The organism is Nocardiopsis sp. LOL_012 (assembly GCF_048060475.1).
In the GTDB taxonomy this organism is placed as follows: domain Bacteria; phylum Actinomycetota; class Actinomycetes; order Streptosporangiales; family Streptosporangiaceae; genus Nocardiopsis.
On record NZ_JBHMIV010000032.1, the window covers coordinates 31,710 to 52,738 of the forward strand.

At 71.3% G+C, this 21,029-nt stretch carries 23 protein-coding genes and 1 tRNA gene; 17 read left to right on the plus strand and 7 right to left on the minus strand.

The window, feature by feature from the left end; all coding sequences use genetic code 11:
• Nucleotides 1–203: 203 nt before the first annotated feature.
• The 7 genes from murA (at nt 204) to ACFHWE_RS18550 (ending at nt 5,472) form a co-directional block, all read left to right on the plus strand.
• Nucleotides 204–1,499, plus strand: a complete 1,296-nt coding sequence (gene murA, locus ACFHWE_RS18520) for a UDP-N-acetylglucosamine 1-carboxyvinyltransferase (protein ID WP_416602962.1) — start codon at nt 204–206, stop codon at nt 1,497–1,499.
• A gap of 251 nt (nt 1,500–1,750) precedes the next feature.
• The gene (locus ACFHWE_RS18525; RefSeq protein ID WP_416602933.1) at nt 1,751–3,016 is read left to right on the plus strand and encodes a transcriptional regulator; all 1,266 of its coding nucleotides are present in this window, start codon (nt 1,751–1,753) and stop codon (nt 3,014–3,016) included.
• A 151-nt stretch (nt 3,017–3,167) separates the two neighbouring features.
• On the plus strand, nt 3,168–3,662 hold the full coding sequence (locus tag ACFHWE_RS18530; RefSeq protein ID WP_416602934.1) for an AAA family ATPase: 495 nt from the start codon (nt 3,168–3,170) through the stop codon (nt 3,660–3,662).
• Nucleotides 3,663–3,805: 143 nt separating this feature from the next.
• A complete protein-coding gene (locus ACFHWE_RS18535) occupies nt 3,806–4,189 on the plus strand; it encodes a hypothetical protein (RefSeq protein WP_416602935.1) in 384 nt (127 codons plus the stop codon).
• Nucleotides 4,168–4,575: an AAA family ATPase gene (locus ACFHWE_RS18540; protein WP_416602963.1), complete on the plus strand. Its 408-nt coding sequence runs from the start codon at nt 4,168–4,170 to the stop codon at nt 4,573–4,575. The genes ACFHWE_RS18535 and ACFHWE_RS18540 overlap by 22 nt, the downstream gene beginning before the upstream one ends.
• Complete coding sequence (locus ACFHWE_RS18545; RefSeq protein ID WP_416602936.1) at nt 4,572–4,787, plus strand: hypothetical protein; 216 nt, start codon at nt 4,572–4,574, stop codon at nt 4,785–4,787. The genes ACFHWE_RS18540 and ACFHWE_RS18545 overlap by 4 nt, the downstream gene beginning before the upstream one ends.
• 76 nt (nt 4,788–4,863) lie before the next feature.
• Nucleotides 4,864–5,472, plus strand: coding sequence for a CGNR zinc finger domain-containing protein (locus ACFHWE_RS18550; protein WP_416602937.1), 609 nt, complete (start codon nt 4,864–4,866; stop codon nt 5,470–5,472).
• Between the two features lie 28 nt (nt 5,473–5,500).
• Here ACFHWE_RS18550 and hisC read toward each other — a convergent pair whose 3' ends face one another.
• On the minus strand, nt 5,501–6,583 hold the full coding sequence (hisC, locus tag ACFHWE_RS18555; RefSeq protein ID WP_416602938.1) for a histidinol-phosphate transaminase: 1,083 nt from the start codon (nt 6,581–6,583) through the stop codon (nt 5,501–5,503).
• Between the two features lie 106 nt (nt 6,584–6,689).
• On the opposite strand from hisC, the gene ACFHWE_RS18560 reads away from it, so the two are divergent.
• Entirely contained in the window at nt 6,690–7,460 is a 771-nt protein-coding gene (locus ACFHWE_RS18560; RefSeq protein ID WP_416602939.1) for a hypothetical protein, read from the plus strand.
• A gap of 7 nt (nt 7,461–7,467) precedes the next feature.
• On the opposite strand, the gene ACFHWE_RS18565 is transcribed toward ACFHWE_RS18560, so the two are convergent.
• Both ACFHWE_RS18565 and ACFHWE_RS18570 read right to left on the minus strand, forming a co-directional pair.
• Nucleotides 7,468–8,457 carry a MauE/DoxX family redox-associated membrane protein gene (locus ACFHWE_RS18565; protein WP_416602940.1) on the minus strand — a complete coding sequence of 330 codons (990 nt, stop codon included), beginning with the start codon at nt 8,455–8,457 and terminating at the stop codon, nt 7,468–7,470.
• A gap of 1 nt (nt 8,458) precedes the next feature.
• Nucleotides 8,459–9,430 (minus strand): hypothetical protein, encoded by a 972-nt coding sequence (locus tag ACFHWE_RS18570; RefSeq protein WP_416602941.1) that lies wholly within the window; start codon nt 9,428–9,430, stop codon nt 8,459–8,461.
• Nucleotides 9,431–9,729: 299 nt separating this feature from the next.
• On the opposite strand from ACFHWE_RS18570, the gene ACFHWE_RS18575 reads away from it, so the two are divergent.
• Entirely contained in the window at nt 9,730–10,257 is a 528-nt protein-coding gene (locus tag ACFHWE_RS18575) for a SigE family RNA polymerase sigma factor (protein WP_416602942.1), read from the plus strand.
• A gap of 71 nt (nt 10,258–10,328) precedes the next feature.
• Nucleotides 10,329–10,417: transfer RNA gene (locus ACFHWE_RS18580), tRNA-Ser, on the plus strand.
• A 219-nt stretch (nt 10,418–10,636) separates the two neighbouring features.
• On the opposite strand, the gene ACFHWE_RS18585 is transcribed toward ACFHWE_RS18580, so the two are convergent.
• Nucleotides 10,637–12,094: a tyrosine-type recombinase/integrase gene (locus tag ACFHWE_RS18585; RefSeq protein ID WP_416602943.1), complete on the minus strand. Its 1,458-nt coding sequence runs from the start codon at nt 12,092–12,094 to the stop codon at nt 10,637–10,639.
• Between the two features lie 657 nt (nt 12,095–12,751).
• Here ACFHWE_RS18585 and ACFHWE_RS18590 point away from each other — a divergent pair.
• The 3 genes from ACFHWE_RS18590 (at nt 12,752) to ACFHWE_RS18600 (ending at nt 15,174) form a co-directional block, all read left to right on the plus strand.
• Complete coding sequence (locus ACFHWE_RS18590) at nt 12,752–13,876, plus strand: hypothetical protein (protein WP_416602944.1); 1,125 nt, start codon at nt 12,752–12,754, stop codon at nt 13,874–13,876.
• Nucleotides 13,877–14,130: 254 nt separating this feature from the next.
• Nucleotides 14,131–14,565 carry an NUDIX domain-containing protein gene (locus tag ACFHWE_RS18595; RefSeq protein WP_416602945.1) on the plus strand — a complete coding sequence of 145 codons (435 nt, stop codon included), beginning with the start codon at nt 14,131–14,133 and terminating at the stop codon, nt 14,563–14,565.
• A gap of 117 nt (nt 14,566–14,682) precedes the next feature.
• Complete coding sequence (locus tag ACFHWE_RS18600; protein WP_416602946.1) at nt 14,683–15,174, plus strand: helix-turn-helix domain-containing protein; 492 nt, start codon at nt 14,683–14,685, stop codon at nt 15,172–15,174.
• Here ACFHWE_RS18600 and ACFHWE_RS18605 read toward each other — a convergent pair.
• Nucleotides 15,143–16,144, minus strand: coding sequence for a hypothetical protein (locus ACFHWE_RS18605; RefSeq protein WP_416602947.1), 1,002 nt, complete (start codon nt 16,142–16,144; stop codon nt 15,143–15,145). The two genes, ACFHWE_RS18600 and ACFHWE_RS18605, sit on opposite strands and share 32 nt — an antisense overlap.
• 5 nt (nt 16,145–16,149) lie before the next feature.
• Entirely contained in the window at nt 16,150–17,733 is a 1,584-nt protein-coding gene (locus ACFHWE_RS18610) for an ADP-ribosylglycohydrolase family protein (RefSeq protein ID WP_416602948.1), read from the minus strand.
• A gap of 145 nt (nt 17,734–17,878) precedes the next feature.
• Here ACFHWE_RS18610 and ACFHWE_RS18615 point away from each other — a divergent pair, with 145 nt between their 5' ends.
• Nucleotides 17,879–18,223 carry a hypothetical protein gene (locus ACFHWE_RS18615; protein WP_416602949.1) on the plus strand — a complete coding sequence of 115 codons (345 nt, stop codon included), beginning with the start codon at nt 17,879–17,881 and terminating at the stop codon, nt 18,221–18,223.
• On the opposite strand, the gene ACFHWE_RS18620 is transcribed toward ACFHWE_RS18615, so the two are convergent.
• Nucleotides 18,220–18,444 carry a hypothetical protein gene (locus tag ACFHWE_RS18620; RefSeq protein WP_416602950.1) on the minus strand — a complete coding sequence of 75 codons (225 nt, stop codon included), beginning with the start codon at nt 18,442–18,444 and terminating at the stop codon, nt 18,220–18,222. The two genes, ACFHWE_RS18615 and ACFHWE_RS18620, sit on opposite strands and share 4 nt — an antisense overlap.
• A gap of 334 nt (nt 18,445–18,778) precedes the next feature.
• Between ACFHWE_RS18620 and ACFHWE_RS18625 the strand changes: the two genes are divergently transcribed.
• The 3 genes from ACFHWE_RS18625 to ACFHWE_RS18635 all read left to right on the plus strand — a co-directional run bounded on the left by ACFHWE_RS18625 (nt 18,779) and on the right by ACFHWE_RS18635 (nt 20,987).
• Nucleotides 18,779–19,498, plus strand: coding sequence for an SAM-dependent DNA methyltransferase (locus ACFHWE_RS18625; RefSeq protein ID WP_416602951.1), 720 nt, complete (start codon nt 18,779–18,781; stop codon nt 19,496–19,498).
• A 55-nt stretch (nt 19,499–19,553) separates the two neighbouring features.
• Nucleotides 19,554–20,327 carry a hypothetical protein gene (locus ACFHWE_RS18630; protein ID WP_416602952.1) on the plus strand — a complete coding sequence of 258 codons (774 nt, stop codon included), beginning with the start codon at nt 19,554–19,556 and terminating at the stop codon, nt 20,325–20,327.
• A 63-nt stretch (nt 20,328–20,390) separates the two neighbouring features.
• Nucleotides 20,391–20,987: a hypothetical protein gene (locus ACFHWE_RS18635; protein WP_416602953.1), complete on the plus strand. Its 597-nt coding sequence runs from the start codon at nt 20,391–20,393 to the stop codon at nt 20,985–20,987.
• Nucleotides 20,988–21,029: the final 42 nt, after the last annotated feature.

The window sequence follows — 21,029 nt, forward strand, 5'->3', positions numbered from 1 at the left end:
GTATACCACGTTCTGGATCGGTATACGCGGGCGGGTGCTATAGAGTCGTCGCGGACCACCGGCCCAGTGGCCGCGCAGGTCACATGCAGATCACGCGCAAGAAAATCGCAACGTCCCAGGGTCAACCCGCGTCTCATCCATACCGGCGGTACCCGACCAAGGTGCCTCTTCACCACCACTGCCTCGCAAAGGAGCACATGAGCATGGGCCAGGAGGTTCGTTACCGCGTCCGCGGCGGACGCCCCCTCAACGGAACGGCGTTCATCCAGGGCGCGAAGAACGCCGTCCTGCCGATGATCGGCGCCGCTCTCCTCGCAGCCAAGGGCCACACGGTGCTGCGCAACGTCCCCGTCATCGAGGACGTCTACCGCGCCCTGGAGCTCGCCGAGCACGTGGGCGCGAAGGTGGAGTTCCACGAGGCCGAGCGCACCGTCGTCATCGACGCGTCGTCCCTGAACGACCCCGAGCGCGCGGTGCTGCCCGCGGAGATCGCGGCCCGCTTCCGCGGTTCGGTGCTCTTCGTCCCGGCGCTGATGCACCGCACCGGACGCGCCCGCATCGAGGGCGTCGGCGGGTGCAACCTGGGCAGCCGCAACCTCGACTTCCACTACCGCGGCTTCGCGCGCCTGGGCGCCGACGTCGTGGAGGACGCCGAGCGCAACCACATCAACGTCGAGGCGAGCAACCTGCGCGGCGGCCGCCTCTACCTCGACACACCGTCCCACACGGGCACCGAGAACCTGATCATGGCCGCGGTCCTGGCCCCCGGCACCACGGTGATCGAGCACGCCGCACTGGAGCCCGAGGTCCTGGACGTCATCGCGTTCCTGAGCGCGATGGGCGCCAAGATCAGCGGTGGCGGCACCGGCCTGATCACCGTCGAGGGCGTGGACGAGCTCACCGCCGTCGAGCACACCATCATGTCTGACCGCATCGACGCCGGCGTGTTCGCCATGGCCATCGCCGCGACCGGCGGCGAGGTCGGCCTGGTCGGCGCGAACCTGGACCACCTGGGCGTGGCCCGCTGGAAACTGGAGCAGATGGGCGTGGCCTTCACCCAGGAGGGCGCCGTCCTGCACGTGCGCCGGGACAGGAACGTGCCACTGCGCCCGATCAACGCCGTCACCTCGCCCTTCCCGGGCTTCGCGACCGACCTCCAGTCGCCGCTGATGGCACTGGCGACCCTGGCCGACGGTGAGAGCTACATCCACGAGGCCATCTACGACGGCCGCTTCGCCCTGGCCGACGAGCTGAACAAGATGGGTGCCAAGATCGAGGTGGAGGGCACCCGCGCCATCGTGCACGGGTCGAACGACCTGCGCGGGGCCGAGGTCATCGCCCACGACCTGCGGACCGGGGCCGCCTTGGTCCTCGCGGGACTGGTCGCCGAAGGTGAGACAATCGTGGCGCCTGGCTATCTGGTGGACCGCGGCCACTCCCAGTTCGCGACACGGCTCGCCGCGCTCGGCGCGGATGTGGAGCGTGTCACCGTCTCATAGGGGGCGAAGTCGCAGATCAAGGCCGGGGTGGAGGTTCTCCTCCACCCGGGCTTTCGGTGTTGATATCCGAAACGATCTTCTTCTGCCCCGCACAATGGGTACGATCTCGGCAATCATGCCGTGACAGAGATCGGGTCGGGAAATCCAGTGGGCGCACATAGTGAAGAGCGTGGAATGGTAGCGGGGAGCAGCCCGAGGTGAGTGCCCAGCGTACTGGCGATTTGACGATCGGCGTCATAGGACCCCATGAGGTGGTCGAACGGGTCATGCTCATGGGTCCGGGGTCCACTGGACCCCTCAACGCCAGACTCATCGCCGCCGCGTATCGAGATGAGCAAGAGGCGACGGACAAGGTCGTCAGGCTGGGGTCGGCGATCGACGCCTATCTGTTCGCCAGCCCAGTGCCCTACGAGTTCGCGCGCAAGGCCGGTGTCCTGACGATGCCCGCGACCTTCGTGCCGCTCGGCGGTGCCAGCCTGCACGAGGCCCTGCTCCGGTCGACGCTCGACGACCGCTACGACCCCACCAGAGCCAGCCTGGACGTCCTCAGCCGCGCCGACGTCGTGGAGGCCTACTCCGAGGTCGACCTCCCCGTGGACGGGATCCACGTGCACGAGGAGCTCACCACCACCGCGCAGTTGACCTCCTTCCACGAGGGGCTGTGGCGCCGCAAGGCCACGCGGATGGCGATCACGTGCGTGCGCGGGGTCGCCGAGCGGCTGGAGGCGATCGGTGTCCCCGTGGTCCGGCTGCGGCCCACCAACGCCGGTGTGCGCAGCGCGTTGCAGACCGCGGGTCTGCTCGGCGCGCACCACAGGCTGGAGGAGGCCCAGTTGGGGGTCGTGGTGGTGGACGTGCCCACGCTGCGCGACTCCTCCCGCCGGTCCACGCCCCGCTACTGGCGCGAGGAGCTGCGGCTATCGCTGCACCGCCTGCTGTTGCAGGAGGCGCACCGGATCAACGCCACGGCACACCGGCTGGACGACCACTCGTTCATGGTGACGGCCACCCGTGGCTCCCTGGTCACAGCCACCGAGGGCTTCCGGCAGCCGCCGTTCGTCGAGCGGATCAAGGCGGAGCTGGGGATCGCGATCGAGGTCGGGATCGGCATGGGGCGCACCACCCAGGACGCGGAGACGCACGCGCGGGCCGCCCTGAACCGTGCCCAGGCCTCCCGTCAGAGCTTCGCTGTGGACCGCGAGGGCCGTTCCCTGGTCCCGGCCCAGCGGGCGCCCGCACGGCAGTCCTCGGAGCCGCTGCGCACCAAGGGGCGGGAGACGCTCACGCGCCTGTCGGCGAAGATCGCCGAGGAGGACGGACCCCTGGTCGTCGACGCGGAGAACGCCGGGCGGATGCTCGGTGTCACCTCCCGGACGGCGCGCCGCCTCCTGCGCACCCTGGTCGAGGAGGGGCTGGCGTGGCCGCTGCCGCCCAACCGCACCCTCCAGCCCGGCCGCCCGCGCCAGCTCTACCGGCTGATCGTGGAGAAGCTGGACAAGAACGCCGCCGGCAAGTAGCCGGACAGCCCCCGTGGGGCGCCCTCCCGATGGAGGGCGCCCCACGGGCGTTCAACCCGCCCGTCACGCTTTCCGCTCTTGCTAGATTGCGCACGGACGACGGGTTCGACGCGCTTCCAAGGCCGCCACGCAACCATGAACGGGGGACACGGTGCTCACACGTCTGGAGGTGGACGGGTTCAAGAACCTCCTCGGTCTCAAGGTCGACTTCGGCCCCTTCACCTGCATCGCCGGTGAGAACGGCACGGGCAAGTCGAACGTGTTCGACGTGATCCAGTTCCTCAGCCTGCTGTCCAGCCGCTCCCTGATCGAAGCGGCCTCCGAGGTGCGGGGCACGGACCGCGAGCGTTCCGGAGATCCGCGGGAGCTGTTCTGGAACGGATTCGGACCGGAGGAGCGGCGGATGGGCTTCGCCGCCGAGATGATCGTCCCGAAGGTGGTGGAGGACGACTTCGGCCGTGAGGCCGAGGCGACCAGCACCTACCTGCGCTACGAACTCGAACTGGGCTTCCAGTCGCCGACGAAGGCGGACAAGATCGGCCGTCTGACCCTGCTCAGGGAGAGTCTCAGGCACATCAACCTCGGTGATGCCCCCATCGGCTCCGCTTCCACCACAGCAAGAAGAACTTCCGCGACGCCGTCCTGAGGAACGAGCGCAGCGGGACTGCCTTCATCTCGACGACGATCCAAGACGGCCAGCCCATCATCAGGATCCACCAGGACGGCGGCAGTCGCGGCCAGCCCAAGCCCGCCGCCGCGTCACGGGCCCCGGCGACCGTGGTGAGCACGGTGACCAGCAGCGACGACCCGACCATCCTCGCGGCACGTCGGGAGATGCAGTCCTGGCGGCGACTGGCCCTGGAACCCACCGCGCTCCGCACGGCCGACCGCTACACCGACCCCCAGGTGATGGGCGCCAACGGACTCCACCTTCCGGGAACGCTCTTCCGCATCGCCCAGCAGGAACCCCATGAGGACCCCGACCGTGTCTACGCACGGGTCTCGGGCAGGCTCGCCGACCTCATCGGCCTGTCCGTGGACCGACTGCACGTGGCCGAGGACGAAGTGCGTCAACTGCTCGCCGTCGAACTCCAGGAGGCGAACGGCCTGCGCATGCCGCTCGGAGCCTCTCCGAGGGAACACTGCGCTTCCTGGCGCTCTGCGTTCTCCTAGAGGACCCCTCGGTCCAAGGGGTGATCTGCATGGAGGAGCCCGAGAACGGGATCCACCCGGGCAACCTCCCCTCCATGGTCGATCTCGTCCGCGACCTCGCCGTGGATCCCGGTCTGTCCCCCGGCGAGGACAACCCCTTCCGGCAGGTGATCGTGAACACCCACTCCCCCGGGGTCGTGCAGATCGTGGACCCGGACGACCTCCTGTTCGCCGACAGTGTCCGGAGACGACGACCCGACGGGCGGTTGACCCAGGTTCTACGACTGCGCCCCATCGCTGGGACATGGAGAGCCGAGAAGCCTGGGAGCCTCTCCGTCACTCGGCCAGACATCCTGCCCTACCTGGCGGCCCCGCCCGGGGCACAACTCGGCTTGGAGGGGATGTGACCGTTCGAGTCCTCTTCCTGGGCGAGGGCACGAGTGACGACGGCATCGCCGAACTCTCCGGCCGGAGACTCGACCGGTTCAACAAGCGCTTCTCGGAGAACCGCCGCCAACTGCTGCAAAGGCTGGACACCAGGGGCCCGGTCACGGAACTGCCCTCATGGCAGGCGTTCGTCCAAGACGTCGAGCACGGTCTCGATCGACTGGGGCGCTGACACCGCGGCGCAGCGTCAGTACACGGACGGGGGCGCCCCTGGGGCGCTCCCCAGGATCGGCACCTACCATGAGGCCATGACCGAGACCGCGGCAGCCGAGACCTACACCGCGCCGCCCCCCGCCCCGGGTGCCGACCGGTACCCCTCGCTGGACTTCGCCGACAGCGCCATCGTCCTGCCCGGCGGTCACCGCGTCGACCTCCTCGGTACACCCGAGTCCGCCACCCGGTGGCTGGTCGAGCGCGGCCTCGCACCGGAGGGCGCACGGCTGTGGGAGTTCTGCGCCGAACGGCTGCGGTCCCTGCGCGCACCGGTCCGGGACCTGATCGCCACCCGCGTCGACGGCGGCCCCGCGCCCGAGGAGGCCCTCGCCGCCGTCAACGAAGCCCTGACCCGGGTACCGACGGCGCCGCTCCTGCGCTGGGACGCGGCCGAGGGCCCCTACCGGGCCGTCGCGCACCCCGCGACCGAAGTGGTCGACCACGCCCTGGGGATCCTGGCGGCGGACGCCGCCGACCTGCTGACCTCACCCGACGCCGAACGGCTCGCCGCCTGCGGCTCCTCCCCCTGCGACCGCTACCTGCTACGCACGCACCCCCGCCGCCACTGGTGCTCGGTCCGGTGCGGCGACCGCGCCCGCGCGGCCCGCGCCTACGCCCGGCGTACCCGGACCGGGACGGACTGAGCGGCCCCGGGCGGGCGCGGCGCGCACTCTAGCGGCGGTGCGCGTAGGCCGTGGCCACGGCCAGGAACACGTCGTCCTCCTCCACCGTCCCCAGGCTCACCCGGGCGCCCTCGCCGGCGAAGGGGCGGACCGCCACACCCGCCTCGGCGCACGCGGCGGCGAAGTCGAGCGTGTCGTCCCCGGCCCGCAGCCAGACGAAGTTGGCCTCGGTGGGCGGCACGGTCCATCCGGAGGCGATCAGGGCGTCGCGTACCCGGGAACGCTCCTCGACGGTGGCCGCCACGCGCTCCATGAGTTCGTCGTGGGCGGCCAGGGAGGCGATGCCCGCCGCCTGGGCGAGGTGGTTGACCGCGAACGGCACCAGCGTCTTGTTCACGGCGATGGCCACGTGCGGGTGGGCGACGAGGTAGCCCAGGCGCAGCGCCGCCAGCCCGTAGGCCTTGGAGAACGTGCGCAGCACGGCCACGTTGGGGCGGTCGCGGTACAGCTCCACCCCGTCCGGGACGCGGGGGTCTCGGACGTACTCGTGGTAGGCCTCGTCCAGGACCACCAGCACGTGATCGGGAACGCGGTCGAGGAAGGCTGCCAACTCCTCCCGGTGCACCGTGGTGCCGGTGGGGTTGTTGGGGTTGCACACCAGCACCATGCGCGTGTTCTCGGTGACGGCGTCGGCGAGGGCGCCCAGGTCGTGCGCCTCGTCCCTGATCGGCACGCGCACCGACCGGACCCCGGCCAGGTCCGCGAGCAGCGGATAGGCCTCGAAGGAGCGCCAGGCGTAGACGACCTCGGCCCCCGGCTCCCCCACGGCCTCCAGCAGTTGCTGGAGGAGCCCGACCGACCCGGCGCCCACGGCCACGTGGTCGACGGGAACCCCCACGTGTGCGGCGAGGGCCTCCACCAGCGCCACCGATCCGGCGTCCGGGTAGCGGTTCAGCTCGGCTGAGGCCCGTGCGATGGCCTCCCGCACGGATGTGAGCGGGCCGAAGGGGCTCTCGTTGGAGGAGAGCTTGACGGAGCGGCCGTCGGGACCGACCACCCTAAGCCCCGGCCTGTAAGGAGGAATGCCCTCCAGAACGGGCCGCAGATATGGCGTTTTCGACTCCGGCACCATGGTCCTTCCCCAATACTTTGTGTGAGACACGAGACACGATCGGCGACATCCGCTGCTCCGGCAACACCCCCACGGGGGATACCGCACAAAATGAGGAGACACCACCATGTTCTCGCGCCGCCGCCTGACCGACCCCGTGCGCGCCGCAGCGGGCCAGAGCCCCGGTGCGCGCCACGGCCGCACGGCCGTCCGGTCGCTGGCCCTTCCCGTCACCCTATCCATCGCCCTCGGGGTGGGAGCGTGCGGTGGAGCCGAGGAACAGCCTCCCCCGGAGGACCCCAACGCGGAGGCCGCGGCCCGACTCAACGAGGCCCAGCCCACGTACTACGAGAACGCCACGCTGCTGCCCGAGGGCAGTGAGAGCGGAACCTACTCGCGCCTGGCCACGGTGCGCTACAGCGAGGAGGTCCGCGGATCCACCGAGATCGACAAGCCCGAGTGCGTGGACGCGGCCAACCGCTGGGGCGACATGGAGAGCGTGCGCGACGCCCCCACTTCGGTGGCCGCCTACGAGTGGCCGGAGGGGTCGGTCTCCAGCATGCTGATCCAGTTGGACGAGGCCGAAGCGGCCCGAGCCCTGGAGACCGGACCGCCGGAATCGTGCTCGGCCTACACCGTCACCTACGAGGACGGCACCGCCTCCGAGTACACGGTGGCCGAGGTCGATCTGCCCCGGATCGGCGACGAGTCGCACGCCTTCTCCGTGGAGGTGACCACCGGCGGCGAGGTGAACCGCATGATCAACGTCCTGTACCGCAACGGCGACCTGCTCGGCAGCACCTCCGTCCTCGGTACCGGGGACGCCGAGTCCTACCGGGAGATGCTGACCGGCTTCAGCGAGGCCGCCGTCGACCGGCAGCGGCGGATACTGGGCTGAGCGGGCCTCACACGGGGTGGCCCGACCCCGTGCCCTCCTCCGCCGGGGGCCGGGCCGCGGGGTGGGCACGGGCGATCCTCAGCGCCCTGGCCTCCCGTTCGGCGTCGCGCAGGGCCTCGTCCCGCCGGGCGGCCTCGCGCGGACGGGGCAGCTTGCGCGGCGGGCCCTGGAGCCGACGCGTGGTCACGGCCCCGAACGTGGCGCACACTTGTCCGGAGGCGCGGTCCACCAGGACGGCCCGCACGGCCGTCCTGGCGCTCCCCCCGATCCGCACGGCGAAGACCACGTCCACACGGCGGCCGTGCCGCGTCCCGTCGTAGCGCAGGAACCTCCAGCAGCCGTGCCGCCACACGTCCTCGGGCCCACCGCCCCGGAGCACGTCGCGGTTGGTGCGCCACACGTCGCTGGCGCGCAGCCGCAGCATCGTCCGGCGCAGCGGTACGGGGCGCAGCGCGCAGGGCTCCCGTGTGGTCCAGCGCGCCACGAGTTCGCGCGGTTCGGGGCTCAGGACCGCCAGCACGGCGAGTTCGACCCCCAGAACCACGGCGTGCGCGCTGCCGAAGGAGGCGAGGACCTCCCATCCGGCCGGAGCGAGGCCGATCGTGGCCAGGGCCGCGCTGGAGAGGAGCACGGCCCGGGTCAGGGTGCGCCAGCCGATCGGTGCCCGGCTCAGGCCGCCGAAGCAGCCGCAGCCCGCCTCCGGATCGCGTCGGCGGGCCAGGACCAAGACGACGAACGCCAGGGCGAAGAGCACCGCCGTACCGGCCCGGGCCAGGTCCCCCAGGGATCCGGCCAGCGCGAGCAGGCCGACCGCGAGCACCGCCTCGGCCACGGCCGTGGCTGAGGTGACCGGCCGGAGCAGGCGCCTGGGCAGCAGCACAGCCGTCCCGCCCGCCGCGGAGCCGCTCACGGCCTTGGCGGCGGCGCCGAGCAGCAGCAGTGCGGACAGGAGTGGCAGTTGGACCTCGCGGACGGCGTCGACGATCTCGAGCAACATGTCATCCCTCCCCGTTCGGGACGGTCATGGTCGCGTTGAAGCAGCCTTCCTCAAGCCGCCCGCCCAGGGCCACGAAGCCCGCCACCGTAAGGGAGACGACGCGGCCCGCGGCCTGGCCGCCGCAGGCGGGACACAGGTCGCAGATCCAACTGTCGGCGGCCGCGCAGTCGATCAGGGGCACCACCGTGGTCTCGCTCGTGCAGTCGTTGCGCAGCCGCACCGTGGTTCCGGTGGACAGCAGCGGCAGGGGGACGCAGGAAGTGCGGCGGTCGCACGCGTCCGTGTGCCCCACGGGGTCGAGCGCCGGATAGGCGGCGCCGTTGGCCGCGGCACGCTCGTCCAGGTGAGGGGAGCGGCCGAACGCGGGGTCGTACCAGGTGGCGATCCCCGTGACCGTGCCCGAGTAGCGGGAGGCCGGCGGCCGGTACGGTGCGGCGTGGAGCGGGTACGGCGGCTGCGTGGTGGCGGGCCGCGTCACCCAGACCGCGCCCTCGCGCCACACGCCGACCGCGTCGAAGACGTAGCCGGGCTCCAGTCGCGGGTGGCGGACGCCGATACGCCCCGAGGAGCGGTAGGGCACGACGACGGGCACCCGGGGGCGCCCGTGCCCGGGGTCGATCTCCAGGGTGTGGCCGTCCACCTCCGTGATGACACCGGTGGCGCGAGCCGGCTGCGCCCACACGCGTTCGGCGACCGGCCCTCCCGCCGGGGGGCGGAGCACGACGGCGTCGTCACCGCAGACCAGGGAGGAGACGGCGGTCTCGTCGCCCTTCCAGAGGGTGGTCCGCCCGTCGAGCAGGAACCGCTCCTCGCCCCGCAGCGTGACCAGGCAGAGCAGGGACGGGGTGGCGTCCACGACCACGCCGCGCGCGACGCGCCCGCTCAGGGGGAGGGGTTCGGGGGCGGCGTCGGGGCCGAGGATCTCGGCGGTGAACCGGCGGCGGCCGCTCTCCTGTCCAGCCATCACGGACATGTCGTCCACTCCCCCTCTACCACCCGACTCGTCACTCGGTGTCCATTGTCCTGCCCGTGGCCGCGCCCGGGGCCGCACACGCCGGGCCGCACCGGTTCGTGCCGCGGACATGCCCGGGGCATTGCCCGGTGTCTCGCCATGATGAGCCACAGGAGAGCAGCATGCGATGAAATAGGAGGAAAGATACAGAATGAGCGATTTGCGGGTGTATTGGGCAGAGATTCCCGAATGTTTGCCCTCGCTGTGTGACAGTGAGAGGGAAGAAACGTGATCCACGACACGAGAAGAACCGAAAGTCGGTGGTCGGTGTGGGGGGAACGACCCGGACGCCCCGGTACGACGAGTTCAGCGACTACGTGGGGGAACGGGGCCCGGCGCTGCTGCGGATGGCCCGGTCGCTGACCAACAGCCACGCCGACGCCGAGGACCTGCTCCAGGCCGCGCTCGTCAAGACCTTCCTGTCCTGGGACCGCATCGCCAACCCCAAGGCCCGCGACGGGTACGTCCGCCGGGCGATGGTCAACACGCAGATCTCCGAGTGGCGCCGCAGCCACCTGGACGTCTACCCCACCGACGACATCCCCGAACAGCGGGTGGACGATCCCACCTGGCGCAGCGACCTGGCCGACGTGGTGGAGCGGGCCATCGAACGGCTCCCCGACCGGCAGCGCACCACCGTCGTACTCCGCTACTACGACGACCTGACAGAGGCGCAGATCGCCGCACGGATGGGCGTCACCCTCGGCACGGTCAAGAGCACGCTCTCGCGCGCCGCCGACAAGCTCCGCCACGACGCCGATCTGGTCATCGAACGCACCACCGTCTGACGCCGCGCCGCGTGGCACGACGCAACCGTTTTGCGTACCGGCCCGTCGGGTCTGTAGTGTTGTCTCAGCCAGGAGGATTCGCCTAGTCCGGTCTATGGCGCCGCACTGCTAATGCGGTTGAGCGGCAACGCTCTCCGGGGTTCAAATCCCCGATCCTCCGCGCTCTGACCTGGGGCTTCTCGCATCGCGAAAGCGAGAGAAGCCCCAGGTTTCCTCATGTTCGGGCCCAGACTGGCACGACCCTGGCACGAGGCCGTCCCGAACCCCCTCGAACCGGCTCCTGAAACCCCCTCCAAGGGCGTGACCCACGCCACAATCTGTGGCTTTTCATGTGATACATGTCACCAGGACCATCTACGGAGAGTGACCGGATTCCGGGTCATCCGGCGCCCTCGCGTCTGCCGGACCACGTGCCGTAGGCCGGTGCGCTGCGGGGGATGGCGGCGTCGGTGGCCTCGGCCGCACCGCGCTGGGCCTCGGGGGCCACATGGACGTAGGTGTCCATGGTGAAGCTGGTCCTGGAATGGCCGAGCGTCTGGCTGATCACCTTCGGTTCGATCCCGGCGGCGAGTTGCGCGGTCGCCGAGCTGTGCCGCATGCCGTGGAAGGTGATCGGGGGCATGCCGTGGCGACGGATCAACTGGTCGAAGGTGTGGGCCAGCGTGTGGGGGTGGACCTGGCGGCCGTCGGGGCGTGTGAAGACCAGTCCGGTGTCGTTCCAGTAGCGGCCCGCCTTGAGGCGTTCGGTGTTCTGGGTGCGCTTCCAGGCTCTGAGCACCGCGACGGTCGAGCGGCTCAGGCTGACGTAGCGCTCGCCCGCTTCGCTCTTCGTGCCCAGGCGTTCGAGTTCGGCCTCCTCCCACAGGTCCTCTTCCCAGAGGTCCTCCTCATCCTCTTCCCTGGTCTCTTCGGTGTCGGGGGCGGTGATGGCCTCTCGGACCATCATCCAGCCCTTGTCGAGGTCGACCTCGGCCCACTGGAGTCCGATCACCTCCGACCTGCGCAATCCGGTCAGCAGGACGAGGTGGAAGAGCGGGTAGAGGCGGTGGCCGGTGATGCGGTCGAGGAAGTCGCCGGACTGCTCGGGGGTCCAGACCATGATCTTTGCCGGCTTCTTGCCGGTCGAACGCCAGCGGGCGACACGTCCCTCGGTCCAGATGAGCGGCTTGTGTCTCCTCGGCGTGGGGATGGGGAGGTTGTCAGCGGGGTTGTCGGTCAGCGTGCCGGCCTTGACCAGGTAGGACATGCTGGACCTGAGCACGGCCATGATCTTGCGCAGGCGGGCAAGGCTGATCGGCCGTGTGGAGTAGCGCTTCTTACCGCCGTCCTTGTCGGCCCGCTCGGCGCGCACGGCCAGGAGCCGCAGGAGCATCTCGCTTTCGCGCTTGCCGCCCTTCGTTTTCCTGTTGATTCTTCTTATCTCTTCCGCAAGCCGGAGGAAGTGGTCTTTGTTGAGATCTCCGACTTTGACGTGTCCTAGTCCGGGAATGGCGTAAAGCCTGACGATCTCTTCGTAGTCCGACCAGCTTTTCAGGTGCTTCTTGTTCTCCAGCCATCTTTTTTCGAGGTAGTCTCTGTAGAGCATCTTCGGGCTGAGCCTGAGGTCTCCGCCGTGGATGCGCTGGACTTCCTTCGCCCGGGCGTCCTTGGCTTCCTGCAGAGTCGGGTAGGGGCCGAAGCGCGGCTGGCGGCGGCTGGTGCCGTCGTGCGAGGGGGCTTCGAGGCGGAACCAGTAGGAGCCGTGGCGTTTCTCCTTCAGGCGGGGGCAGCGACCCTCCCGGTAGACCTTTCCCGTCTCCCGGTCGATGCACCAGCACCGTTTCTTGATCTTGGGCATTTCCGTTTTCATGTGTTCGAATCACCATCCTCATTGGTGTGGCATGCGAGGTGACGCATCATGTGCACTCCCTGCAGACCCAGCACTTGGGCCAACTCAGCGGTGGGAACGCGTATGGATCGGCCGAGTCTGATGAGCCTGCAAGGGAAATCACCTTCTCGGGCCGCTTCATAGGCTCTGGTCCTGCCGATGCCGAGGGCCGTGTAGGCGGCCGGGAAAGAGATGGTGTCGGGCAGTGTGTGGCCCTGCGAGATCAGGCTGGCCAAGGACGCCCCGGAGAGGATGAGTTCTTCAAAGCTCGGTCGCTCTGACCGGTGGTCGGCTGCCATGTGCTCCCTTTCGGTCCGTCGTGGTCCGTCAAGGGGGTCAAGGCTCGGGCCTCGGGGGCTGTGACCGGGGGTGGCTCGGGCTCGCGTGGTGCCGCCGCACCATCGGTGCGCCGGCACGGTACGGCCCACAGTGCTGCCGGACCGCTTTGGCACACCGGTTCGGGGCTCTGGTACACCGGCGTACCGCTGTGGTTCGCCGTCGGACCAGAGCCGTTTGGACGAGGACCACCGTCGCCGTGGAGTGCGCAACATGTGTACACAATAGCATGTTATTTAATCTATAGTTTCATGCGTTGTCCTTCCCCTTCCCTTGGAGGCCCCACCCCCGATGGACCGTGTAGCCGTCGACCCCGCCACCTGGGTTCGTCTCGTAATCGCCGCCGCCCTGCTTCCGCGCACCGTGCAGGCCTCGTTGACCGCCCTGGGACTGCTGATGTCGCCCTCGGGCTCGGTGCGCAACGCCCTCGCCCACCTGGTCGGCCTGACCGACAGGTCCCGGTCCACGATCAGCGAGCACCTGGGCACGGCCCAGGCCCAGGGGTGGCTGACCTGCCTGGAGCGCGGCGGCCAGCGCGCCGACGGGCCCCGGACCAGCGTCTACCAGGCCACCGTGCCCGCCCAGATCTGGCAGCGGCGCGAGGAGTTCCTGACCCCCTTCTCAACCGAAGAACCCGACCAGGACGCCCTTCCGGTGTTCCCCGCCGGATCTGTCATCCCAGCTCAGGACCACCGTGGACCCTCGTCGGAGTTTTCCGCCCAGAAGATCAATCCCTCTATCCCCCAAGGAGAAGCGCCGGCTGCGCCGCCGAAGCGGCAGGTGGCGCTCGCCCCGGGAACCGATCCGGTCATCGCCGCGGTGATCGAGGAGCTGGCCGCCCTGGCCGACCACGTGGTCTCCCCCGCCTGGGCGGCCCGGTGCGTCAGCCAGATCGTGCGCCACCGCCGGGTCCGCCACCCCATCGCCTACGTCGTCAAGACGCTGCAGAACGCCGCCCGGGACGGCACCCTGAACGAACGCTTCCTGCCCCCGGAGAGCGCGGGCCGCCGACCGGTGGAGGATCCCGTGCCTGCGCTGGACGACGTTCCGGCACGGGAGGGCAGCCCAGCCTCACGTGCTGAGTCCGGTGAGGCCCCCTGGGACCGGTCGGCCTTCCCCACAGCGAACGGTTGGGACCACGACCCCGACACACCCGCCCCCGCCCCTGCGGCCGGGCCAGGCCGTCCCGCGGCACGGCCTGAGGCCGTGGACAGTCCGCCAGGGCCGCAGGAGCCCCCGCAGGAGATCTACCGCCCCGGGGGCCGCGTCCTGTCCGGTCTGGGGGAGAGCGGAGCCAAGGAGCTGCTCAGACTGCGCCGACAACTCGCCGAACGCCAGCACCCGCAACGCCAGCAGACCAGAAACCGAGGAGAACGAACCGAGCCACTGGCCGGCCCTATGGCGCCCGCGGCCTGAGGGTCGCCCCACTGCGGCGACGGAAGATCACCTGCACCTGCAAGGACCGGAGGTCGTGTAAGCCGCCAACATCATCGACAGACCACCCAAGCGCGTTTCGGCCTCACCCCTGGGGCGGGCACGCGGTCTCCAGTGAGAGGGGCGAGCGGATCGCCGGTATCCGGACGCCGGTGACCGGCGGACACCGACCGCAACGTCGCCCCCCGCCGCTATGGTCGCCGCAACGAACCACTGCCGGAGAGGACCCCCGCCCCATGGCCCCCTACACCAGCGTTGTCGACGTCCACACCATCTTGAGCCGGGGCGGGGAGATCGCCCTGCTGGAACGCCGCGGCACCGGCTACTGCGACGGCATGCTGCACCTGCCCTCGGGGCATCTGGAGGAAGGCGAACCCGCGCACGCGGCCGCGGCCCGCGAGGCACGCGAGGAGACCGGGGTGCGGGTGGATCCCGGCCACCTCACCCTGGCCGCGGTGGTCCACCACCACCAGGAGCCCGGGCACGCGCGCATCGGACTGTTCTTCTCGGCCACCGCGTGGGAGGGCGAGCCCTACAACGCCGAACCCCACAAAGCCGCCGCGCTGGTGTGGGCCGATCCCCGCAGCCTGCCCTCGAACACGATCGCCTACCCGACAGAAGGGATCCGGGCCTGGCTCGACGGAGCGGGGTTCGTGCCGCACGGGTGGTAGCCCAGACCACCGCACGCACACTCCCGAGCAGCGCCAGGCCGTGGGCGTTCGCCCGTCCCGACGCGTCCGTCTAGAGTCCTAGGAACGGATCGTTGGCCGACCAAGGTACGGGTGAGCATGCCGAGAAGCGGGGTCGTGGGCTGGAAGCCCTCCGTACTCAGACAGGCCCGCCAGGACAAGGACTGGAACCTCTCCGAGCTGGCCCGCCGCGCCGACCTGAGCCGCACCGCCATCGGCCGCTACGAAAAGGACGGCGGCAGCGCCCCCACCCCCGAGGCCCTGGAGCGCCTGGCGGCAGTGCTGGGCGTACCGGCCCGCGCCTTCCTCGACTTCCAGGTCGCGGGCCTGGCCGGATACCGGGCCGTGGCCGGGCTGACCCAGGACCAGCTCGTCGACGCGGTCGGCGACCCGGACCTGAACGTGCAGACCTACCGCGCTTTGGAGAGCGGGCGCACCCGCAAACTGCGCACCGCCCAGGCCCGCTCCCTGGCGGCGTTCTTCGGCATCTCGCAGGAGGAGGTGCGCACCGCCCACGCGCACTCGGTGCGCCGCCGCCAGGAGCAGGAGAACGAGGCCCTTACGGCCGGGGGCGCAGAGCGAACGCGGTGAGGCCGGTGGTGACCACACCGGCCCGCTCGGCGTGGGCGCGCAGCACATCGCGCAGGGCTTTGGCCGCCATGCGCTCTTCGGTGACCGAGCCGCCCCGCCGCACCCTGCGCAGCAGCCAGGCGTGCGGGTCGGCCGGCGCGGCCAGGGTGTGGTCGAGATGGCCGGAAGGCGGGGTGCGCCCCGCTCCGGCGAAGGTGCGGTGCAGGGCCTGCTTGCCGTCCTGGGCCGGGTCCAGGACCTGCCTCCACAGCACCAGGGAGCAGGGCAGGCAGGTGGCCCAGTCGGCGGCCGGCAGCGGGGCGGCCAGCGCTCGGGGAGGTTCCCCGGGCACGGCCAGGACCGCGGTGCCCTCGGCGATGGTGAGCTGTCCGGCGCGTAGGGCGAGGACCTCCTCGGGGCCGTAGCCGGTGGCGCGGGCCAGCAGCAGGGCGAGGCGGTTGCGGCGGTTGATGGCCAGCTCGGGCCAGGCCTCTTGGCGTGTGGTGGCCAGCACGCGGGTGAGTTCGGTGTCGGTGAGCCAGCGCGAGGTGCGCCGCCGGGGCTGGGGGCCGCAGCGGCGCAGCCACCTGAGCAGGTCCAGGGCCGGCGGGCGGCGGGTGGGGTCGGGGTGGCCGTTGGCGGTGTGGGCGGTGGCGATGGCCGAGGCCCACCGCTGCAGTGTGGCCCGGCCCTTGTGGTGGGTGTCGTGGGCCTGGGCCAGGTACAGGGCCGCGTCGGCGGGGGCGGCGGGCAGGGGTGTGCGGTCGTTGGCGCGGCACCAGCGGGCCCAGCGCGTCCAGTCGGCGAGGTAGGCGCGGCGGGTGGCGGGGGCGTAGTCGGCCAGGTGGCGGCGCAGGTGTTCCAGACCTGGCGGGGCGCCGTTCTCACCGTCATCCGGGGCGGGGGGTGTGTGCAGGGTGTCCAGCAGTGGGCGAAGCCCGGACGGCAGTGCCGTCCGGGCCTGGTCACGCTGTGGCGGGGCCTGGCCCACGCTGCTCACTCCTCACTCACTCTCCTGTGCAGGGGCGTTTGCCGGATGCGCCAGGGCCGGTCCCGGACCGCGGGGCGGGCATGACCGGCGAGGTCGAAGACGAAGCCTTCCAGTTCGGGGTTGAGCACCGGACGGTTGTCCGCGAGAGCCTGGCACACCTCGTCCAGGGCGGTGGCCGGGTCCACGCCCAGCAGCCCGGAATAGCGGGCCGCCACGCTGGGGGTGCGGCTGCGGCCCGCCGCGCAGTGCACCAGCACCCGCCTGCCCTCGGCGCGCAGGCCGTGGACCGCGCGGGCCGCCTGGTCCAGGGTGTGGTGGCCGTGGGCGTTGGCGCCCGGTTGGTCGATGAGCCACACCTGGACGTGGTCGCGGGCGGGGACGTGGCCGAAGTCGGCGGCGCCCACCCGGCACAGCGACACCACCGCGTCCACCCCCAGCGCGGCCGGGTCGAGGTCGGCCAGGGGCAGGTTGCCCAGGACCACCCCCTCATCGTGGGGGTGCACCGTCTGGAAGGGGTGCGGGGCCTCGACGTGGCGGGGGTGGCGCTCAGCGCGGGGCCAGCCCTGGCCGTCGGCGGCGCTCTGGCGGGCCAGGCCCAGGCCGAGGGCGATGAGGTCGCGGGCGGTGTGGCCGGGCCAGCCGTGCACGGCGCGCTGCCACTGCCAGGGCACGGCCGAGGCGCCCCAGCGGGCGCCGAGCAGGGACCCGGCGATGGCGGCGACGGTGTCGGTGTCGCCTCCGGCGCGCACGGCCGCCTCCAGGGCCAGGCGCAGGTGGTCGGCGGCGAACACCCCCGCTGCGGGGTCGTCGGCGGGGACCGGGGTGCGGGTGATGGCCGACCAGGCGGCCTGCAGCGCGGTGACGGTGTAGCCGTTGCCGGCGAAGGTGTGCGGATCGCGGGTTTCGGCCTCGTCCAGGCGTGCGTGCCACCAGGGGCGGCGCTGGGCGGGGAGCAGGTCGATACCGGCGCGCACGCCGTCGAAGCGTGCGTGCAGGACGGCGTGGCGGATGCCCTCGCACCACAGGACGCAGGCGTCCCCGGCGAGGGGGTCAGCGTGGGTGAGGTCGCTGACCAGCCGCGCGGCCTCGGCGGTCGCTTCGGCGTCGTGCACCTCGTGCAGGGCGACGGGCGCGGTGCGCATCAGGGAACCGTTGCCGGTGGACCTGTGCCCGGATGTCCACAGGCTGTGGGCGGCCGTGCGCATGGTGGCGGCCACGGTGGGGGTACCGGCCTCGGGCGCGGCGGCGCGCAGCACGGTGCCGGTCTGGATGCCGATGTCGGTGGCGCCCTCGCGCAGCCAGGTGAGGAAGTGGTCGGCGATGCGGTTGAGGACGCGGCTCTCCTGGATGGCGGCGGGGGCGGTCTCGGCCAGGGCGCGGGCGATGCACACGCTCATCTGGGTGTCGTCGGAGTACTCGCCGGGGGCGTAGGGACCGAGTCCGCCGCCGACCATCCGCGGGGTCTGGTCGGGGGTGAGGCGGGGACGGAACTCGTAGGGGACGCCGAGGGCGTCGCCGCAGGCGGCGGCGAGCAGCACACCGGCGGCGCGGTCGTCTCGGTGCGGGGCAGGGGCAGGCGGTAGGGCCATGGAGCTCCTCGGTTCGGGGTTGGGGTGGAACACCCGGAAACTTAACAGTCGATAATGACATTATCAACTTCTATTTCTGGACTGGTCACAGCCGGGCCCCTCAGGGCTTGCAGGGGTTGTTTCCATACACGGGAGGAGCCCGCCCATGGTCCAGCGCCTGGAGTCCGCCGCCGAGCCCCGGCCGTTCACCCTGCTCACGGTCACGAATCGACCCGACGAGCCGGGGAGCACGGTCGACCTGTCCTTCCGCACCGGCGGCAGCGGGGAGAGGGACCACGGCCCCGAGGTGCTCTGCCACACCTACGCCGACCGGGCGCCGATCCTGAAGCTGCACCAGGGCGGCTTCGGTGTGAGCCTGACCACGGCGGGGCCACAGGTCGTGGGAGAGGCCGATGTGCGTTTCGCCCGGGCGCTGGTCATGGGTGCGCTGCGCTACTACCAGGCCCTGCACCGGTTGCGCCGGGAGCGGGGAGCGGCGCAGGTGCGCTAGCCCGCCGCTCCGGGGCCGGCCGCCGCGTTCGCGCCGGGGGCGAACGCGGCGGCACAGGCTTCGCCGTCGTCCTCCTCGTCCTGCTCGTCAGCGTGGCGGTCCGCCGCGGACTGCGCCCGGGTGTCGAACCCGGACTGGGCCGTGTCGGACTGCGGGTCCCGGTCCGCCACCGACTGGATGCGCGCGGCGGCGTCCTTGTCCATCTCGGTGTGTCTGCCCATGTGTGCTACCTACCCCGGCCCGAGCGAGCGGCACCAGGCAGCCGTCCTTGTGGAGGCAGGGCGGCCCCGCGGTGCGCACGGACACCCCAGAGCCGAGCCCAGGACTGCCGTTGTCGCAGGCCAAGCCGCTGATGAACCCGGAGTCACACCGGGGGAAAGCGGGGCCGACTTGCCAAGATGATGCTTATAGATTAATTTCAAATCTATAAGCACAAACGGCGGGTGGAGAGCCCGCACCACCGACCGCGACCGCATCCACGCCATCACCGACCGCGTCTGCGACGCCTGGGCCGGCCGCTTCTCCGGCTCCGGCATCGAACTGCCACTCAGCGCCGTGGCGGCCCTGACCCACCTGCGGGACCGCAACCCCCGCAAGGCCACCGACGACTTCCTCGACCTGGACCAGGACCAGGCCGCCCACGTCCTGCGCATGCTCTGGACCCGCTTCAGCCGCACCCGCCCGGACCTGGCCTACCGCGTGCTGCCCCTGGCGCGGTACAGCCACCACAAGAAGCAAGCCGACCACGAGGCGGCCCTGGTCGCCATCGCCCGCACCGCCGTCAGGGCCGGACTCTTCGACCTGACCATGACACCCAGCAGGACCTCGACCGACCTCTTCGGCCCCCTGCTCATGGGCCTGCGCCCCCGCAAGGCCCTCGAATCCCACGGGCAGTTCTACACCTCACCCAATACCGCCGCGCTCCTGGCCGACATGGACGCGGTGCCGCCGCCCGGCTCGGCGGTCTGCGAGCACTTGGCGGGCACCGGCGCCCTGGTACTGGCCCTGGCCGAGCGCATCCGCGCCCACGGGGGCGACCCCGCCGACCTGTGCTGGGAACTGGTCGACATCGACCCGGTGGCCACCGCGTGCCTGGCGGTCAACACCCACCTGTGGCAGCTGGGACCCCGGGTGCTCATCGGGTGCGCCGATTCCCTCACCGGGAACTGGCAGGCCCGTGCCCGCTACGAGCGCGGCCTCGGGATCGAGATCGACAGGACGCGGGCGCTGTACCGGCTCGCCGTCCTGGGCGGCGGCTACACCTCAGCCGCCTGACCCCGCCCCCTTCCCCGCCCCTCATTTGGCCTGCGAGACGACAGGAGACCCGCCTATGACCGTGAACCCCACCGCCTTCGCCGACGCCGTCGCCAACCAGTGGCACGACCTGTACGGCCCCAGCCGCGCCGAAGTACCGATGAGCGTGCTCACCGCGGCCGCCTTGCGCTCCCGTCTGGACCCGAGCACACCGCAGCACGCCCCCGACAGCGTCGGCGCCTTCCTCTCATCCCAGCAGCGGGTGTGGGAGAGGGCCGCCCAGCGCTGGCCGCACCTGTACCACCGCTGGGACCAGTACACCGACTGGCCCGCCTGGCCCGACCGCGAGCGCACCACGGGCGCCGCTCTGGAACTGGCGCGCCGCCTCACCGCCACGGGCGTGATCGAGTACCTGGACGACCTCACCCACCGGCGCGACTTCCTCGGCGGTGTGCTGTACCGGCTGCGCGCCCCGCTGGGGGGCGCCCACAGCGATCCGCTGGAGGCCGCCGCCATGCGGCCCGTGCACCTGGACCGGGAGCGTCCGGTGCAGTCGATCACCCTGGAGCGCGCCGGAACCGGGCACCGGCTCCTGCCACTGTTGGCTGCTCTGCACGAGCGCCGTGTCGCCCCCCGAGACCTGTCCTGGCAGCTGCGCGAGATCGACGAGTTCCAGGCCGCGGTGCTGTGCACCAACCTCGCGTGCTGGGACGTGGCCGCCCCCAGGCGGGCGAACGTGCTGGTGTCCACCGGCCAGGACGACGACTGGATCCGCGCCGAGCAGGAAGAGCGCGCCGAGTCGCTGCGGGCCCTGTTCATGGTCGCGGACCTCTCAGGCCCCTGGTCCTGACCGGCGCCCCCACCCCGCGCCCAGCACCAGCCCCTACCCGCAGCACCTCTGGGAGGTCTCCCCATGCCCGCATCCTGGCGCACCGCGCCCATGCCCGCACCCGTGGCGGCGCTGCCCCGCACCACACAGGGGATGCCCATCCCCTACACCGTCTCCCGCGGCGAGGACCCCGAACGCATCGTCCACCGGCCCGGAACCGGACCGGTCGCGGTGTGCGACTGCTCCCCCGACCGCGGCCGCCCCTTCTTCGGCTCCCAGTGCCCCCAGCGCCAGCGCCGGTGCGTGCGCCAACGGCGCTGCCCGGTGTGCGGCCAGAGGGTGGACTCAGACTCCTATCTCGCCTTCGGCGGTCTGCCCCTGCCGGGCACACCGTGGTTCATGGAAGCCGGAGCGCACCCGCAGTGCCTGGCCTACTCCCTTGCCGTGTGCCCGGCCCTGCAGCGCGGCGCCGGCCCCGACTTCCCCGTCGCGCTGGCCCTGGCGGTGGACACCTGCGAGGAGCGCCTCATCCACGGCCCCAACGCCACCGCGATCCTCGCCGTGCCGCACGGCGACCCTCGGGGCCGACAGGCGACGCTGCACTTCTTCCTCTCGCGCCCGTTGCAGCCGCTGGTGCTGGAGCGCGACACCTTCCTCGCCCACCCCCTGGCGCGCCCCTGAATCCCCGCGCCATCCCGCGCCGACCGCGCCCCGCTCCCCTCA

Coding starts and splice junctions, on each gene's coding strand:
- murA (WP_416602962.1), top strand. CDS start 204: ATGGGCCAGGAGGTTCGTTACCGCGTCCGCGGCGGACGCCCCCTCAAC.
- ACFHWE_RS18550 (WP_416602937.1), top strand. CDS start 4,864: ATGACCGAGACCGCGGCAGCCGAGACCTACACCGCGCCGCCCCCCGCC.
- hisC (WP_416602938.1), bottom strand. CDS start 6,583: ATGGTGCCGGAGTCGAAAACGCCATATCTGCGGCCCGTTCTGGAGGGC.
- ACFHWE_RS18560 (WP_416602939.1), top strand. CDS start 6,690: ATGTTCTCGCGCCGCCGCCTGACCGACCCCGTGCGCGCCGCAGCGGGC.
- ACFHWE_RS18565 (WP_416602940.1), bottom strand. CDS start 8,457: ATGTTGCTCGAGATCGTCGACGCCGTCCGCGAGGTCCAACTGCCACTC.
- ACFHWE_RS18570 (WP_416602941.1), bottom strand. CDS start 9,430: ATGTCCGTGATGGCTGGACAGGAGAGCGGCCGCCGCCGGTTCACCGCC.
- ACFHWE_RS18585 (WP_416602943.1), bottom strand. CDS start 12,094: ATGCCCAAGATCAAGAAACGGTGCTGGTGCATCGACCGGGAGACGGGA.
- ACFHWE_RS18590 (WP_416602944.1), top strand. CDS start 12,752: ATGGACCGTGTAGCCGTCGACCCCGCCACCTGGGTTCGTCTCGTAATC.
- ACFHWE_RS18595 (WP_416602945.1), top strand. CDS start 14,131: ATGGCCCCCTACACCAGCGTTGTCGACGTCCACACCATCTTGAGCCGG.
- ACFHWE_RS18600 (WP_416602946.1), top strand. CDS start 14,683: ATGCCGAGAAGCGGGGTCGTGGGCTGGAAGCCCTCCGTACTCAGACAG.
- ACFHWE_RS18610 (WP_416602948.1), bottom strand. CDS start 17,733: ATGGCCCTACCGCCTGCCCCTGCCCCGCACCGAGACGACCGCGCCGCC.
- ACFHWE_RS18615 (WP_416602949.1), top strand. CDS start 17,879: ATGGTCCAGCGCCTGGAGTCCGCCGCCGAGCCCCGGCCGTTCACCCTG.
- ACFHWE_RS18620 (WP_416602950.1), bottom strand. CDS start 18,444: ATGGGCAGACACACCGAGATGGACAAGGACGCCGCCGCGCGCATCCAG.
- ACFHWE_RS18630 (WP_416602952.1), top strand. CDS start 19,554: ATGACCGTGAACCCCACCGCCTTCGCCGACGCCGTCGCCAACCAGTGG.
- ACFHWE_RS18635 (WP_416602953.1), top strand. CDS start 20,391: ATGCCCGCATCCTGGCGCACCGCGCCCATGCCCGCACCCGTGGCGGCG.